Source organism: Pseudomonas sp. SDO5522_S412, assembly GCF_054071215.1.
Genome location: NZ_JBSVWQ010000128.1, coordinates 1 through 16,541, shown reverse-complemented (window position 1 = coordinate 16,541; position 16,541 = coordinate 1). Strand labels below are relative to the sequence as shown.

General features: G+C 60.6%; 11 protein-coding genes. 3 read left to right on the top strand and 8 right to left on the bottom strand.

Annotation, left to right across the window (positions count from 1 at the left end):
• Positions 1–87: 87 nt before the first annotated feature.
• The 6 genes from ACW9I6_RS22040 to ACW9I6_RS22015 form a co-directional block, all read right to left on the bottom strand.
• Positions 88–657 carry a lipocalin family protein gene (locus tag ACW9I6_RS22040; protein ID WP_003217984.1) on the bottom strand — a complete coding sequence of 190 codons (570 nt, stop codon included), beginning with the start codon at positions 655–657 and terminating at the stop codon, positions 88–90.
• 32 nt (positions 658–689) lie between these two features.
• The gene (locus ACW9I6_RS22035; protein ID WP_003217986.1) at positions 690–944 is read right to left on the bottom strand and encodes a hypothetical protein; all 255 of its coding nucleotides are present in this window, start codon (positions 942–944) and stop codon (positions 690–692) included.
• Between the two features lie 143 nt (positions 945–1,087).
• Positions 1,088–2,098 carry a class 1 fructose-bisphosphatase gene (locus ACW9I6_RS22030; protein WP_003217989.1) on the bottom strand — a complete coding sequence of 337 codons (1,011 nt, stop codon included), beginning with the start codon at positions 2,096–2,098 and terminating at the stop codon, positions 1,088–1,090.
• Positions 2,099–2,205: 107 nt separating this feature from the next.
• Complete coding sequence (locus ACW9I6_RS22025) at positions 2,206–3,561, bottom strand: DUF3999 domain-containing protein (protein ID WP_177122641.1); 1,356 nt, start codon at positions 3,559–3,561, stop codon at positions 2,206–2,208.
• On the bottom strand, positions 3,561–7,097 hold the full coding sequence (locus ACW9I6_RS22020) for a DUF2339 domain-containing protein (RefSeq protein WP_457339831.1): 3,537 nt from the start codon (positions 7,095–7,097) through the stop codon (positions 3,561–3,563). Before ACW9I6_RS22020 ends, ACW9I6_RS22025 begins: the two co-directional genes overlap by 1 nt.
• Positions 7,098–7,267: 170 nt before the next feature.
• Positions 7,268–9,718 (bottom strand): glycogen/starch/alpha-glucan phosphorylase, encoded by a 2,451-nt coding sequence (locus ACW9I6_RS22015; protein ID WP_457339830.1) that lies wholly within the window; start codon positions 9,716–9,718, stop codon positions 7,268–7,270.
• A 235-nt stretch (positions 9,719–9,953) separates the two neighbouring features.
• On the opposite strand from ACW9I6_RS22015, the gene ACW9I6_RS22010 reads away from it, so the two are divergent.
• Entirely contained in the window at positions 9,954–10,388 is a 435-nt protein-coding gene (locus ACW9I6_RS22010; RefSeq protein ID WP_003217996.1) for a YkgJ family cysteine cluster protein, read from the top strand.
• Positions 10,389–10,592: 204 nt separating this feature from the next.
• Here ACW9I6_RS22010 and typA read toward each other — a convergent pair whose 3' ends face one another.
• Both typA and thiI read right to left on the bottom strand, forming a co-directional pair.
• Positions 10,593–12,413, bottom strand: coding sequence for a translational GTPase TypA (gene typA, locus ACW9I6_RS22005; RefSeq protein ID WP_003217997.1), 1,821 nt, complete (start codon positions 12,411–12,413; stop codon positions 10,593–10,595).
• A gap of 139 nt (positions 12,414–12,552) precedes the next feature.
• Positions 12,553–14,007: a tRNA uracil 4-sulfurtransferase ThiI gene (gene thiI / locus ACW9I6_RS22000; RefSeq protein ID WP_457339829.1), complete on the bottom strand. Its 1,455-nt coding sequence runs from the start codon at positions 14,005–14,007 to the stop codon at positions 12,553–12,555.
• Between the two features lie 333 nt (positions 14,008–14,340).
• On the opposite strand from thiI, the gene glnA reads away from it, so the two are divergent.
• Positions 14,341–15,747 (top strand): glutamate--ammonia ligase, encoded by a 1,407-nt coding sequence (gene glnA, locus ACW9I6_RS21995; protein ID WP_003217999.1) that lies wholly within the window; start codon positions 14,341–14,343, stop codon positions 15,745–15,747.
• Positions 15,748–15,935: 188 nt separating this feature from the next.
• Complete coding sequence (locus ACW9I6_RS21990) at positions 15,936–16,472, top strand: chorismate mutase (RefSeq protein WP_457339828.1); 537 nt, start codon at positions 15,936–15,938, stop codon at positions 16,470–16,472.
• The last annotated feature ends 69 nt before the right edge of the window (positions 16,473–16,541 follow it).

The following is a 16,541-nucleotide window of genomic DNA, read 5'->3' as shown; positions in this document are numbered from 1 at the left end:
AGAAGGGGATAAGTCAATACATCTGTTGACTGACACACCGCATTCGCGAGCAAGCCCGCTCCCACATTGGATTGGCGCTGTTTCGTATTACTGCGAGGTCTTCGCCATCTGCTTGTCCGACGTACGCCAGATCAAACGCGTGGTGTCATACCCCTGCTGCCGCGCCCTGCTCAGCAGGTCTTCGCGGGTGTCGGCGCTGACCGTCGGCGTGCGCGACAGCAACCACATGTAGCGCCGGCTCGGGCTGCCGACAATGGCGGTCTTGTAGTCATCGCTGACGTACAGCACCCAGTAATCGCCCTTGGCCACGCCCGGCAACAGCGAGGTGAACCAGTTATTGAATTCGACCCACAGTTTGTCGGTCTTGCCGGCGACCTGCGGCGTTGCGGTGCCCTTGGCTTCCTGCCACTTCCACTCAGGGGTCAGGCAGCGGTTGAACACCGACATGTTGCCATCGGGCAACAGCGTGTAGCGGGCTTCGGACTGCGCACAATTGCGCTGGAAGTACATCGGCAAACGGGCCAACTCATACCAGGTGCCCTGGTAACGCTTGAGGTTGACGCTGCCAACAGTCTTGGGTTGCAGATCATCGCCAGAATGGCTGGCGCAGCCCGCCAAAAACAGGCTGGCGCAGAGGTAGAGAACGAAACGCATCATGTTGTTTTTCTCCCGCAGGCTTTCGCCCCGGTTTACTTCAGGCCTTGCCCGGAAAAAATCAGTACTTTGTCACCGGCATATTGCACGCTGATAAAGCTGTTTTTATCGCCCCAGGTGCAACTGGACATACCCAGCGCGCCAGAACAATCAGTCGGCTTGCCCAACAACGACTCCACCTCGGCCTTTGGCATGCCGGCCGACAGTTTTGCGTAATTTTCTTGAGTGACCTTGCTGCAAGCGGCCAGAAGCACGCAAAACGACAACAGGGCGAGACGGCGTAACGACATGGAAAAACTCCTGGAGAGACGAAGCAGCTTGGGGGTCTGCCAGAAGCTTAGAAGGGAAAAGAGGTGTCTGGTTCCCGACGAGCGAAAACAAAAAAGCCCCGAAAACGCTGAAACGTTTCGGGGCTTTTGCTTACCGCAAGGACTTACGCCTTGTGGTAGCCGGTCACACGCTCAACTTCTTCCTTCGAACCCAGGAACACCGCCACGCGCTGGTGCAGGCCTTCAGGCTGGATGTCGAGGATGCGCTGGTGGCCGTCGGTGGACGCACCGCCCGCCTGTTCAACCAGGAACGACATCGGGTTGGCTTCGTACATCAGGCGCAGCTTGCCCGGCTTGGACGGCTCACGGCTGTCGCGTGGGTACATGAACAGGCCACCACGGGTCAGGATGCGGTGCACGTCGGCAACCATCGCAGCCACCCAGCGCATGTTGAAGTTCTTCTTCAGCGGGCCTTCTTCGCCGGCCATCAACTCGCCTACATAGCGGGTAACCGGCTCTTCCCAGTGACGCTGGTTGGACATGTTGATTGCAAATTCCTGGGTGGACGCAGGAATGGTGATGTCTTCATGGGTGAGCACGAAGCTGCCCATTTCGCGGTCCAGGGTGAAGCCCTTGACGCCGTCGCCCAGGGTCAGCACCAGCATGGTCTGTGGGCCGTAGATCGCGTAACCGGCAGCTACCTGCTCGGTGCCCGGCTGCAGGAAGGCCTTTTCGTTCAGGGCTTCGTTCTGGCTCAGGTATTCGTTCGGGCAACGCAGTACCGAGAAGATAGTGCCGACTGGCGCGTTGATGTCGATGTTCGACGAACCGTCCAGCGGGTCGAATACCAGCAGGTACGCGCCTTTCGGGTATTTGCCCGGGATCTGGTAGGCATTGTCCATTTCTTCGGACGCCATGCCGGCCAGGTGACCGCCCCACTCGTTGGCTTCGAGCAGGATTTCGTTGGAGATCACGTCAAGCTTCTTCTGCACTTCGCCTTGTACGTTTTCAGTGCCCATGCTGCCCAGGACACCACCCAGCGCGCCTTTGGACACGGCGTGGCTGATTTCCTTGCAAGCACGCGCCACCACTTCGATAAGGAAGCGCAGATCGGCAGGCGTGTTGTTGCTGCGGGTCTGCTCGATCAAATAGCGACTCAGGGTAACGCGGGACATGGAAGGCTCCGGAAATGGGGGGCTAAAAACCCGCGCAGTTTAACGCGAGTCGGGGCGTATTTCCTCCTATCAGAGGATTTAAACCCAATAGAGTTCATGGACTTTATTTAACGTGCCACCGGTGGCTTGCGCAGCAAACTGTAGGCCATGGCGCCCAGGGCCGCCACACCGAGCAGCAGCACGGCCCAAAGACCGAGCTTTTTCCAGTTCGGCCCGGCATCAACCGGGGCCGCGACCGCAGGCGATGTGACCACCGCCTCGCCCGCCACCTTGGCCTGCCCAAGCCCCGCGAGACGTTCGGCGCTGTAGTCCGGAATCAGGGTCGACAGCGGCAAGTTCGCGCCTTTCACCGACGGATTGCCGAGCACAAGGGTGAACGGTGGCTCGCCCCGCGCCAGGAACACCAACTGCGTGGCCCGCACCGCAAAGCTCAAGGTCGGCGCCTCCACGCCCAGGCCACCACCACGCTCGTCCACGTCGAGCTTGAGCTGCGCAACAGCCTGGCCCGGCAACTGCAGTTCGTTCTGTAAAACGTCCTGGCCATTTTGTGTCAACCGGTAGAGCAAACCGCTGCTCATGGGCTGCCAGGCCTGATTACTTTCCCGGCGGCCCGACAAGGTGACCGGCGCCAGGCTGTTGGGTTGGCTCAAGTCGATTCGCAAGCGTTCGACGTTCAGTGCGTTGGGTAACTGCCAGCTGTATTCCCCGGCCTTGAGCCGGCTGCCCGACAACGGCTGCGACCACACCAGCGGCAACGGCAGGTTGTGGGCGCTGACACTCTCCAACTGCGCCGACGTCAGCGCCGGTGCCGCCTGGCCTTTCCACAGCAGACGCAGATACCGCGCCGACTGCCCCGGCAAACTCACTTCATGCTGCTCGACGCGCTCATCGGCAAACGACAACCGCGCCACCTGCCCTTCGCCCCAGGCGCGCCAGTGCTGCAAGTCGTCGCTGGCTTCGATGCTGAAACGCTGGAAGCCGTCGCGCTCGCTCGTCCAGTCGAGGATCAGTTGCTGCAACGGGGCCTTGATCGCACTCGCGTCGAGCAACCAGCCGCGCAGGACCTCTTCGCCGGCCTCCAGTTGGCTCGGCGGCTGCACTTGCACCAGCGTGCCGGTGGACGTGGATTGCACACGCACGCTGGGCACGGCTTCGGAGGAGTCAGCCGCAGCGTACAATGGGAACCACTTCACGTTGGACAGGCTGCGGCTTTCGGTGCTTTGCGCCGACTGCCGCGCCAGCGCGTAAGCCTGGGGCTCGCCAGCGGCGTTGAACACCCGCACATCACTCAGGTCGGCCTGACGGGCGCTCAATTGCACCGCCAGCGGCAGTTCCAGGCGGTACCACGGGCCTTCGCCACTGACCGTCAGCGGCACACGCGTGGTGAAATCGGCGGGCGTCTCCTGGGCCCAGGCCGATAACGTCGTGCACAACCCCAACAGCGCCACACTCAGCTTGCCCATCAAGAGGCCACTCCTTCAGTTTCAACCACCGGCTCGGGGCGCTTGGGGGGCAGCGGGGCGAAATAGCCCACCACCAGCAACAGCCCGCCCACACCGATAAACGATACGATCCGCGCCAGCCCGCCGCGGTTGCTCAATTCGACGAAGAACAATTTGGCCACCACCACGGCAATCAATGCCGCACCGATCAGCCACACCTCACGCCGGTGACGCAGATGGCCGCCTATCATCAGGCTCAGGGCAATCAGGGTCCACACGATCGACAGCCCGGCCTGCACCAGCATCGACTCCAGCAACGCATCCAGATGGAACGGCACGCCACCCCAGTGATGAGCCGTGCGCATCACCAGCGCAGTGAAGAAGGCGAACAACGAGACACCGGAGACCGCCTGGGCGACCAGTTCGGCGCGCGGCCCGCGTTGCGGTGCGGCACTGCGGGACCACAGGTACACACCCAGCAGCGCGAATAGCAATCCAATATCCAGCGGGTTGAGCAGCGGCACATACGGCAGCGGCTCGGCGGTGCCGTCGCTGAAGATATTCGCCAGCCAGAACCAGCCGAGCATCAACACCGCCAGCGGCAACGCGGCATACAACCGGTACTCGCGCGGGTACGCCGACACCGGCCACGGCCAACTGCGTGGCGCGGCGGCCAGCACCAGGTACAGGCTTGGCAGAATCGCCCAGCCCAGCCAGCGCCAGGCGTTGTATTCCTCGGACAGCAACAACAGGCCGTAGCGCAACTCCAGCGCCAGCACACCGATCAACAGCCAGCAGCCGAGCACGTGCGCGGCGCCCAGGGCTTTTTCCGGGATGACCAACGCCAGGCGTCGCAGCGACACGAAGTGCACCGCAAACACCGCCGCCCAGGCCAGCCAGGCGAAGTTCGCCGCCGGGTGATAACGCGAGCCCCACGCGCCCAGCAACACCACGCCCACCGCCGGCATCAACAGCGTGCACAGCAAGCCCAGCGACGCCCATTGCAGCCTCAGGGCCAATACCGCCCAGATCGCCACACTCACCGCCGCTACCGCCAACAGCCAGGTGCCTTGCAGCATCGATGGTGCAAAACGCAGCACTTCGCTGACCAACGCCAGCGTCCACCAACCCGCCCCCCACACCAGCAGCACGTCGGACAGCCGCTGCAAACTCAACGCCTCGAACACCGGCGCATGAGGCCTGCGCTGCAAGCGCCAGGCACCGACCAGCGCCGCCAGCCCGAGCACCGTTGGCGTCCAGAAACCGCTATGGCCCAAAGGACGCAACCCCTCGCTGGCCAGCGGCCCGAGCAGGTCCGGCACCGCGATCAGGAACGAAGCGCCGCCGATCACTTGCAGCAACAACCCGAAGACAAAACTGACGCGCTGTTGCAGGTACAGGCTCAGCCAGATGATCAACAAACCACTGGCCGCCCACACGCCGCTGGCGGTCTCCCACGGCAGCACAAACAGCACCGCCAGGTTGATCAGCACCAACCCGGCGAGCAACACCACCGACAGGCCACGCAACAACCGCACATCGCTGCGCACCATGGTGTCCCGCGCGGCCAGCAGCATGCCGCCGATCAATGCCAGGCCAATCAGCGATGCGGTGAGCAAGCCGCTCCAGCCCGCACTGAACACCGCACCTGAATCAGCCCCCGCTTGCAGGCGCAGCAGGAACAGCGCACCACCCAGCAGTTGCACGGCAAACGCGGTGAAGAGGAACGTGCGCGAGCCGATGCGCAGGCCCACCAGCAAGGTCGCAAGACCGGCAAGCGCCCAACTGATGGCCGTGCCTTGGGTCCACAGCAGCAACGGTGCGAGCAGGTACAAGAAGCCCAGGCCGACGCAGGCCAATACCGGCAAACCTCGACGCTCCCACTGCGCCGCGTGCTCCACCGGCGCCTTGCGCAATTGGTCGAAACTGAACAGCAAGGCCGCCCCCAGCAACAACGCACCCAAGGGTGCACCGTCCAGCAGGCTGGTCTCGCCAATCCGCAATTCGCTGAGGAACGCCAGCGCCGAACCGACTTGCAACAGCAAGCCAAACGCCCGTGCCAAAGGCCGCTGCTGACGCAGGCCGAGCCAGAAAATCCCGGCGCCTTCCACGGCCCAGGCCGCCGCGGTCCAGCGTGCGTCGAGGCCCAACGGAATCGCCAGGCTGGCGAAGATCACACCCAGCGCCAGGCAAGTTTCCGCCAGCAGCAAGGCGCGCCCGCCACTCAGCAAACGAGCCAGGCCCATATAGATAATGCCCAGGGCCAGCGCGCTGAACGCAGCGGCAAACTCCAGGTGCTGCACCAGCGCAAACTGCAAACCGAAGCCCACCAGCGGCGGACCGAACAGCATGCTGCCGTCGACATAATCGCCCTTGGCCGCCGACCAGCGCAGCAACGCGCCACGGCTGTCATCGTCCGGCGCGTCGCGCATCTCCAGCAACTTGCGCCGGGCGGACAACAGGCCGATGCCCAGGTACATCAGGAAAAATAGAATCAGGAACGGCTCGGTGCTCCACAGCAGCTCCGGTGTATAGGAGCGCATGCCCCAGGCGAAGCCGATGCCGAAGGTGCCGACAAAACCGATCAAATTGAGCAGGCGCCAGGCCTTGAACCAGGCGATGGCGAGAATGCCTGCGTTGAGCAGGGCGAAATAGCTGAACAGCGCCACATGGTTGCCGGCGCCGGTGGACGTGAGGATCGGTGCCGCAAAACCGCCGAGGGCGGCGGCGCAGGCCAGGCCGAGGGCGTCCTGGGTAATCGCCAGGATCGCCGAGAAAACGGTGACCGCCACCAGCAAGCCGAGTGCCGCGCCGGGGTCGAGCAACGGGTGCAGGCGCATCGCGGCGAACACCGTGAGGTACAACACCGCAATGCCGGTGCCCTGCAGCATCAACCCGTAATTACTGTTGCGCAGCCGCAGCCACCAACCCAGACCCAGCAGTGCCAATGCGCAACCGGCGACACCTGCGTAACGCAACTCGATTGGCACCACCATGCCTTCAGTGGCATAGCGCAGCAGGAAGGCCAGGCCGAGGAACAACAACACCACGCCGACCCGCAGCACGGTGTTGCCACCGAACAGCCAGTTGCGGGCACCGCTGATTGCGCGCTCGATAAAGTTGGGGCCGCGAGGCACCGCAGGCGCGGCAGGTTGTTCAGGGATTTTCGCGCTCGGTTCGGCCCGCCACACATCAGCCGGCAATGGCTGGCTGGGTTCGGCCACCACGCTTGCGTAGGCGGGTTCCAGTTCGGCGGGTAATTCCCAGACGAGTTCGGGCGGCGCCGCTACCGGCAGCGGCTCTTCGACAAACACAGGTCCGGGGGTTTCAACGGCGGCAGGCCTTTCCAGCAAGGCCAGGCGTTGCTCGACCACTTTCAGGGCGTTGCGGGCAGACTCCAGCTGACGGCCTTGTTCCTCCGTACGCGAGGCGAGCATCGACAGGCGAATCGCCTGGCCAATGCCCAAACCGAGCAGCGCTCCAATGCCCGCATCACTGAACGACTCATCGAGCGTCCAGCCGAGCACCAGGCCAATCAGCATGAAAATCCATTGCATGGTCGATATCCCTAAGCAGCCCGAAGCGGGCAAAGGCGATGCTCAGTATATCGACACGGACCCCATGTGGGAGCGGGCTTGCTCGCGAAGGCGGTGGATCAGTCACAAATTTGTCGACTGACGCTGCGCTTTCGCGAGCAAGCCCGCTCCCACATTTTTTATTGCAGTGTCTAATCCAACGCTTTCCAGATTTCCGTCGCGTATTCGCGGATGGTCCGGTCCGACGAGAACCAGCCCATGCGCGCGGTATTGAGCACCGCCGAACGCCACCATTCCTTGGAGTCGTGCCAATGGGCCTCGACCCGCGCCTGGGCATCCCAGTAGGAATCGAAGTCGGCACAGACCAGGAAGCGGTCGTAGTCGATCAGCGAATCCACCAACCCGGCATAACGGCCCGGATCATCCGGTGAGAACACCCCGCCACGAATCGCTTGCAGCACATCATTCAAGCGATGGGACGCGGCGATCTCTGGCCCGGCGTTGAATTCGCCCGCGTGTTTGCGCGCTTCCACCTGCTGGGCGCTGAGGCCGAAGATGAACATGTGGTCGGCACCCACGCGCTCGTGCATCTCGACGTTGGCGCCGTCCATGGTGCCGATGGTCAGCGCGCCGTTGAGGCCGAATTTCATGTTGCTGGTGCCCGAGGCTTCAAAGCCGGCGGTGGAAATCTGCTCCGACAAGTCGGCCGCCGGAATGATGCTTTCCGCCAGGCTGACGTTGTAGTTGGGCAGGAATACCACCTTGAGCAACCCGCGCACGGTGGGGTCGTTGTTGACAGTACGGGCGATGTCGTTGGTCAGCTTGATGATCAGCTTGGCCTGGTGATAGCTGGCCGCGGCCTTGCCGGCGAAGATCTTCACCCGCGGCACCCAGTCGGTGCCCGGCTCGGCCCGGATCGCCTGGTACAGCGCGACGGTGTGCATCAGGTTCAGCAGCTGGCGCTTGTACTCGTGGATCCGCTTGACCTGCACATCGAACATCGCCGCCGGGTTGACCGAAATCCCCAGGCGCTCGTGAATGATGTCTGCCAGTGCCCGCTTACTGTGCAGGCGCTGTTCGGCGAAGGCCTTGCGAAAGGCTTGCTTCTCGGCAAACGGTTCCAGGTCTGCCAGGCGCTGTTCGGGGTTATCCAGCACGTCCGGGCCCAGTGCCTCCACCAGCATCGCCGTGAGCTTGGGGTTGGCCTGGTACAGCCAGCGGCGGAAGGTAATGCCGTTGGTTTTGTTGTTGATGCGGTCCGGGTAGAGCTTGTGCAGTTCGGAGAACACCGTGCTGCGCATCAGTTGAGTGTGCAGGCCGGATACGCCGTTGACACTGTGGGAGCCGAGGAACGCCAGGTTGCCCATGCGTACGCGGCGACCGTTGTCTTCTTCGATCAGCGAGACGGCACGCAGCACGTCGAAGTCATGGATGTCCTTGGCCCGCAGCGAGTCGATATGCTGGGCGTTGATCAGGTAGATGATCTGCATGTGCCGCGGCAGCATGCGCTCCATCAGGCCGACCGGCCAGGTTTCCAACGCCTCGGGGAGCAAGGTGTGGTTGGTGTACGAAAGGGTTTCGACGGTGACGTCCCAGGCGGCATCCCACGGGATGTCGTGCAGGTCCACCAACTGACGCATCAACTCGGCCACCGCGATCGACGGGTGAGTGTCGTTGAGCTGGATGGCCGCGTGCTCGCCCAGGCTCAATACCGAGCCGTGCATGTTCTTGTGGCGACGCAGCAGATCCTGCAACGAGGCGGAGACGAAGAAGTACTCCTGGCGCAGGCGCAGCTCCTGCCCTGCTTCGGTGCTGTCGGCCGGGTAAAGCACTCGGGAGATGCTTTCGGCGCGGGCCACCTCGGCGACGGCGCCCAAGTGGTCACCGGCGTTGAAACGTTCCAGGTGCAGGTCTTCCACCGCACGGGCACGCCACAGGCGCAAGGTGTTGACGCTGGCGCCGCGCCAGCCGACGACCGGGGTGTCATACGCCACCGCGCGTACGGTTTCATTCGGCGACCAGACCTGGATCGACTTGCCGGACGCGTCCAGCACGGTTTCCACACCACCGCCAAAGCCGATCGGGTAGATCACTTCGGCGCGCTCGAACTCCCAGGGGTTGCCGAAATCCAGCCAGCGTTCGGTTTGCTCCTGCTGCCAGCCATCGACAATCGCCTGGCGAAACAGGCCGTGCTCATACCGAATGCCATAGCCATGGCCGGCGATACCAAGGGTCGACATGCTTTCCATGAAGCAGGCCGCCAGGCGGCCAAGGCCACCGTTGCCCAGGGCCGCGTCGGGCTCCAGCAGGCGAATGCGCTCCATGTCCACACCCAACTCGCTCATGGCCTCACGGGCCACGTCCAGCAAGCCAAGGTTGCTCAGGCTGTCGTAGAGCAGACGGCCGATCAGGAATTCCAGCGAGAGGTAATAGACCCGCTTCTGTCCCTTGCGGTAGATGTGCCGCGTGTGGTCCATCCAGTGGTCGACCATGTGGTCGCGGGCGGCCAGTGCGATGGCTTCAAACCAATCGTGGTCGAAGGCGTGATCGGGGTCCTTGCCCACCGCATAGGTAAGTTTGGTCAAGACGGCATCGCGAAATGCGGCTACCTCTGCTTCTCGTACAAGCGGTTCCTGAGACATCGATGCGACCTCGGGCGAGATAGAAGGAGTTGCTAGAGCCTAGACGGTCTGACAGACGGTAGACGCTCTGGTTCGGCAGTTTTTTAACTCATTCACCTTTGCGGGAATTTGATGCAGGGGCCGTGCCCGTTTGTGGCCCGGCACAGCCTTCGAGCTGAAAGCTGGAAGATATTGTTCAAAAAACCACCAGTTCCGGTATGATCCCGCGCCGGATAACACCCCTCTTGGAAACCTGATGAAGCCTCAACTGATCGCCGCCGCGGAACTCGACCGTCTCGAGACCTGGCAGAAATACTCAAGCCATATGTGTGGCGGCTGTGTGTCGAGCTGCTGCACCCTGCCGGTTGAGGTGAAGATCAAGGACCTGATCCGCATCGGCATCGTCGATGAGTTCGAGCGTGGCGACCCGCCGAAGAACATCGCCAAGCGCTTGCAGAAGGAAGGCATCGTCGAGCGCTTCAACGCCAAATCCGAGATCTTCACCCTGCAGCGCATGAGCAACAACGATTGCCTGTACCTGGATCGTAAGAGCCGCTTCTGCACTATTTATGACAAGCGCCCGGATACTTGCCGCAATCACCCGAAAATCGGGCCGCGCCCGGGGTATTGCGCGTACAAGCCGAAGGAAGTGGTGCGCGAGACCAGGTTCAAGACCCTCGACAAGTTCTGATCCAGATTTTTTATTGCTTGAACTACCGCTTTCGCGGGCAAGCCCGCTCCCACACTTGACCTCATTCATCCTGAAAAAACGCGGTCGAATGTGGGAGCGGGCTTGCTCGCGAAGGGGCCCGCACAGTCACTACAGATATTGCAGGCATAAAAAAACGCCCCCGGCCTTTCGACCGGGGGCGTTTTTCATTCAGCCTGAGTTAACTCAGTTCTTGGCTTTCTTGGCAGCGCGGGTACGCTCGCCTTCGTCCAGGATCTTCTTACGCAGGCGGATCGACTTAGGCGTAACTTCGCACAGCTCGTCGTCCTGGATGAATTCCAGAGCCTGTTCCAGGGTGAAGCGAACAGGTGGAACCAGAGCGATGGTTTCGTCTTTACCCGAAGCACGCATGTTGTCGAGCTTCTTGCCTTTGGTTGGGTTGACGCCCATGTCGTTGTCACGGCTGTTCAGGCCAACGATCTGACCGTTGTAGATCTCTTGACCGTGTTCAACGAACAGCTTGCCACGCGCCTGGAGGGTTTCCAGGGAGTAGGTCAGCGCCTTGCCGGTTTCTACCGATACCAGAACACCGTTCTGACGACCGGACATGTCGCCGGACTTCATGGTGTCGTAGCGATCGAAGATCGAGGTCAGGATGCCAGCACCGTTGGTCAGGGTCAGGAACTGGTTACGGAAACCGATCAGACCACGAGCAGGGATGTTGTATTCCAGACGCACACGGCCTTTGCCATCCGGCACCATGTTGGTCAGGTCGCCCTTACGCAGGCCCATTTCTTCCATGACCTTGCCCTGGGATTCTTCAGGGGTGTCGATGGTGACGTTTTCAAACGGTTCCTGCTTCACGCCGTCAACCTGACGGATGATCACTTCAGGACGACCAACGCCCATTTCGAAGCCTTCGCGACGCATGGTTTCGATCAGTACCGAGAGATGCAGCTCACCACGGCCGGAAACCTTGAACTTGTCAGCCGAGTCGCCTTCTTCAACGCGCAGAGCAACGTTGTACAGCAGCTCTTTGTCCAGACGTTCCTTGATGTTACGGGAAGTCACGAACTTGCCTTCTTTACCGCAGAAAGGCGAGTCGTTTACCTGGAAGGTCATGGAAACGGTTGGCTCGTCAACGGTCAGAGGCTTCATCGCCTCGACGTTGTCCGGCTGGCACAGGGTGTCGGAGATGAACAGCGAGTCCATACCGCTCACACACACGATGTCACCGGCAAACGCTTCTTCAACGTCGATGCGGTGCAGGCCGTGGTGACCCATCAGCTTCAGGATACGACCGTTGCGCTTCTTGCCGTCGGCGCCGATGGCGACCACCGGAGTGTTCGGCTTGACGCTACCACGAGCGATACGGCCAACACCGATAACACCCAGGAAGCTGTTGTAGTCCAGTGCCGAGATTTGCATCTGGAACGGGCCTTCACGGTCAACTTTCGGAGCCGGTACGTTGTCGACGATCGACTGGTACAGCGGGGTCATGTCTTCAGCCATGTCGGTGTGTTCCAGACCGGCAATGCCGTTCAGGGCCGAGGCGTAGACGACTTTGAAGTCCAGCTGTTCTTCGGTGGCACCCAGGTTGTCGAACAGGTCGAAGATCTGATCCAGAACCCAGTCCGGACGCGCGCCTGGACGGTCAACCTTGTTGATGCACACGATCGGACGCAGGCCGGCTTCGAAAGCCTTCTTGGTCACGAAACGGGTTTGCGGCATAGGGCCGTCTTGAGCGTCAACCAGCAGCAGAACGGAGTCAACCATCGACATTACGCGTTCAACTTCGCCGCCGAAGTCGGCGTGGCCCGGGGTATCCACGATGTTGATGTGGTAGCCGTTCCAGTTGATGGCGGTGTTTTTCGCCAGAATGGTAATACCGCGCTCTTTCTCCTGGTCGTTGGAGTCCATCACGCGCTCGTCGTTGAGCTCGTTGCGCTCCAGGGTGCCGGATTGACGCAAGAGTTTGTCTACCAGGGTGGTCTTACCATGGTCAACGTGAGCAATGATGGCGATGTTGCGTAGATTTTCGATCACTTGTGTATCTCGATCAGAGGATTCGGTGTGCTGACAGGTCGTGGCAGCGATTAACAGTAGAGTCAGGCCTTGCCGTTACAGCTTGACGGCAGAGTCGGGGGGCCGGTGACGCAGGCCACAGGCAAACAGCCCCGGGCTCTTAGCTCGGTCGATAAACGCGCACATTGGCATGCCCCTCACTGAGCAAATGGTGGGCATGCAGGCGACTCATCACGCCTTTGTCGCAATACAACAGGTACTGACGGCTGTCATCCAGTTCCTTGAAACGCGCATTCAATGCATAGAACGGCAGCGTTTGTACGTCGATGCCAGCAATTTCCAGCGGCTCGTCTTCAGCGGCATCCGGGTGACGGATGTCGATGATGATCTGACCGGCCAGAGCCTCGCTGACTTCTTCGATCTGCAAATCCTGGCCCAATTCGTCGATAACCCGATCGATCGGCACCAGCTTGGCGTTCTCAAGCGCACGCTCGAGCACCGCCATATCGAACTGTTGTTCTTCGTACTCCACGCGGTTGCGCTTGGCGTGGGTCTTGGGGTTCACCGAGATGACCCCGCAATATTCCGGCATGTGCTTGGCGAAATCCGCCGTGCCGATCTGGGTCGCCAGGTCGATGATGTCTTGCTTGTGACTGGCGATCAGCGGGCGCAGTACCAGCTTCTCGGTCACAGAGTCGATCAACGACAGGTTCGGCAGGGTCTGGCTGGACACCTGGGAAATCGCTTCACCGGTGACCAGTGCGTCGATTTCCAGCCGATCCGCGATTCGGGACGCAGCGCGTAACATCATACGCTTCAATACTACGCCCATATGACTGTTATCGACTTTCCCGAGAATTTCTCCCAGGACTTCCTCGAACGGTACGCTGACAAACAGCACCCGTTGCGAGCTGCCGTACTTCTTCCAGATGTAATGCGCGACTTCCATCACGCCCAATTCGTGTGCACGCCCGCCCAGGTTGAAGAAGCAGAAGTGGCTCATCAGCCCGCGGCGCATGATCTGGTAGGCCGCGACAGTGGAATCGAAACCGCCGGACATCAATACCAGGGTCTGTTCCAGGGCACCCAGCGGGTAGCCGCCGATGCTGTCGTGCTGGCTGTGGATCACAAACAACCGTTGGTCGCGAATTTCCATCCGCACTTCAATTTGCGGCTCTTTCAGGGAAATTCCGGCAGCGCCGCACTCGCGACGCAGCTTGCTGCCCACGTATTTCTCGACATCCATGGAGCTGAACGGGTGCTTGCCGGCGCGTTTGCAACGCACTGAAAACACCTTGCCTGCCAGCACATCGCCGTAGTGCTGCTTGCACTTTTCGGTGATGTCGTCGAAGTCGCCCAGCGGGTACTCGTCGACCTGCAGGAAATGCGCGATGCCCGGCACGCAGCTCAGGCGCTCGGTCATGTCCTTCAGGGCCTTGGGGTCTGTGAGGCGGGTTTCCAGCTCGAGATTGTCCCACACACCATTCACCACCACAGCCGGGTCCACATCGCGGAGCACGGCACGGATGTTCTTGGCCAATTGACGGATGAAACGCATCCGTACCGGTCGGCTCTTGATGGTGATCTCGGGGAAGACTTTAACGATTAATTTCATGAAAACAGCGCGCGCAGGCCCAGCCGAAAAAGGGGGGCGCGGATTATAGCGGAAATCGCTCAAGGTTTAACCAGTTAATATGCAACTGACCTTTCGCGCACCAAAACGGGTCATAAACCAAAATAAGCGCTACATTGCGGTGCGCAATTTCTTCCGTTTCAGCGGATTGCACCTTTATAGGGGCGTTTTTGTGGCAAAAAACCCATGTCGGGGCACTGGCATGCAATTTGCTCTCTTGTGAGGCAGGTTGCCTTGGTCGAGTATTCGCGCCGGCATCACCCACATTCTAAGGGCTACTCCACTACCCCAGCCCGAAGCCACCCGGAGGACACTATGTCGAAGTCGGTTCAACTCATCAAAGATCATGACGTCAAATGGATTGATCTGCGCTTCACGGACACCAAAGGCACTCAGCACCACGTGACCATGCCGGCTCGCGACGCGCTGGATGACGCCTTCTTCGAAGAAGGCAAAATGTTCGACGGCTCCTCCATTGCCGGCTGGAAAGGCATCGAAGCTTCCGACATGATCCTGATGCCGGACGACAGCACTGCCGTACTCGACCCGTTCACCGAAGACCCAACCTTGATCATCGTCTGCGACGTGATCGAGCCTTCGACCATGCAGGGCTACGACCGTGACCCACGTGCGATCGCCAAGCGTGCCGAGGAATACCTGAAGTCGACCGGTATCGGCGACACCGTATTCGTAGGCCCGGAACCAGAATTCTTCATCTTTGATTCGGTCAAGTTCAAGTCCGACATCTCTGGCTCCATGTTCAAGATCTTCTCCGAACAAGGTTCGTGGATGTCCGACCAGGACGTGGAAGGCGGCAACAAAGGCCACCGTCCAGGTATCAAAGGCGGCTACTTCCCGGTTCCTCCGTTCGACCACGACCACGAAATCCGTACCTCCATGTGCAACGCCATGGAAGAGATGGGCCTGGTCATCGAAGTTCACCACCACGAAGTGGCGACTGCCGGCCAGAACGAAATCGGCGTGAAGTTCAACACCCTGGTTGCCAAGGCTGACGAAGTTCAGACCCTGAAGTACTGCGTACACAACGTGGCTGATGCCTACGGCCGTACCGCTACCTTCATGCCTAAGCCTCTGTACGGCGATAACGGTTCGGGTATGCACGTTCACCTGTCCATCGCCAAAGAAGGCAAGAACACCTTCGCTGGCGAAGGTTATGCCGGCCTGTCCGACACTGCCCTGTACTTCATCGGCGGTATCATCAAGCACGGTAAGGCCCTGAACGGCTTCACCAACCCATCGACCAACTCCTACAAGCGTCTGGTCCCAGGTTTCGAAGCTCCGGTAATGCTCGCCTACTCGGCTCGCAACCGTTCCGCTTCGATCCGTATTCCTTACGTGTCCAGCCCTCGCGCTCGCCGTATCGAAGCCCGTTTCCCGGATCCGGCAGCCAACCCGTACCTGGCCTTCGCTGCCCTGGTCATGGCCGGCCTGGACGGTATCCAGAACAAGATCCACCCTGGCGATGCCGCCGACAAAAACTTGTACGACCTGCCGCCTGAAGAGGCCAAAGAGATCCCACAAGTGTGCGGCAGCCTGAAAGAAGCCCTGGAAGAGCTGGACAAGGGCCGTGCGTTCCTGACCAAAGGCGGCGTGTTCAGCGACGACTTTATCGATGCCTACATCGCCCTGAAAAGCGAAGAAGAAATCAAGGTCCGCACCTTCGTACACCCACTGGAATACGAGCTGTACTACAGCTGCTGATCCGGTAGCGCTGCGTAACGCGGCGTGATGAAAAAGGCCTCCTTCGGGAGGTCTTTTTTTGCCCGCAAAACCCTGTGGGAGCCGGCTTGCCCGCGAAAAATTCAAAGGCACCGCATTTCTTCAATATTTACGCGTTATCGTTAACGACCTTCGCGAGCAAGCTCGCCCCTACAGAAGAGGGATCTGCCTTGAAACTCAAAATTGGGTTCATCTTGCTGGCCATCAGCGCCAATGTATTCGCAGCACCACCCACCCTCGCCCCGCTGCTCGACAGCATTGCCGAACGCCTGGCGATTGCCGACCAGGTGGCCCTGAGCAAATGGGACAGCCACAAGCCCGTCGAAGACCGCCCACGGGAGCAGGACGTGATCGCCAGCGTCGTCGCCCAGGCGCCGAGCTACAAACTGGCACCGGCAAAGGCCGAGCAGTTTTTCTCGGCCCAGATCGAGGCGAACAAACTGGTGCAGTACGCCCACCTTTCCGACTGGCAGCTGCAAGGCAAGGCGCCGAATGACCCACGCCCGGATCTGGTCGGCCAGATCCGCCCTAAACTGGACCTGCTGCAAAAACGCCTGCTGCAACAGCTGGCGGACTTCACCCCGGAGCGCACCAACCCGCAATGCCCGCAGTGGCTGGCCCAGGCCAATCGCGCACCTGCCAAAGACCCGCTGCACCAACTGGCAATGATCCGCGCCACTGCCGAGCTGTGCCTCTATAAAATCTAAAATTGCGAACGCCATCAAAAATGTGGGAGCGGGCTTGCTCGCGAAGGCGGTGTGTCAGTTGATATATGC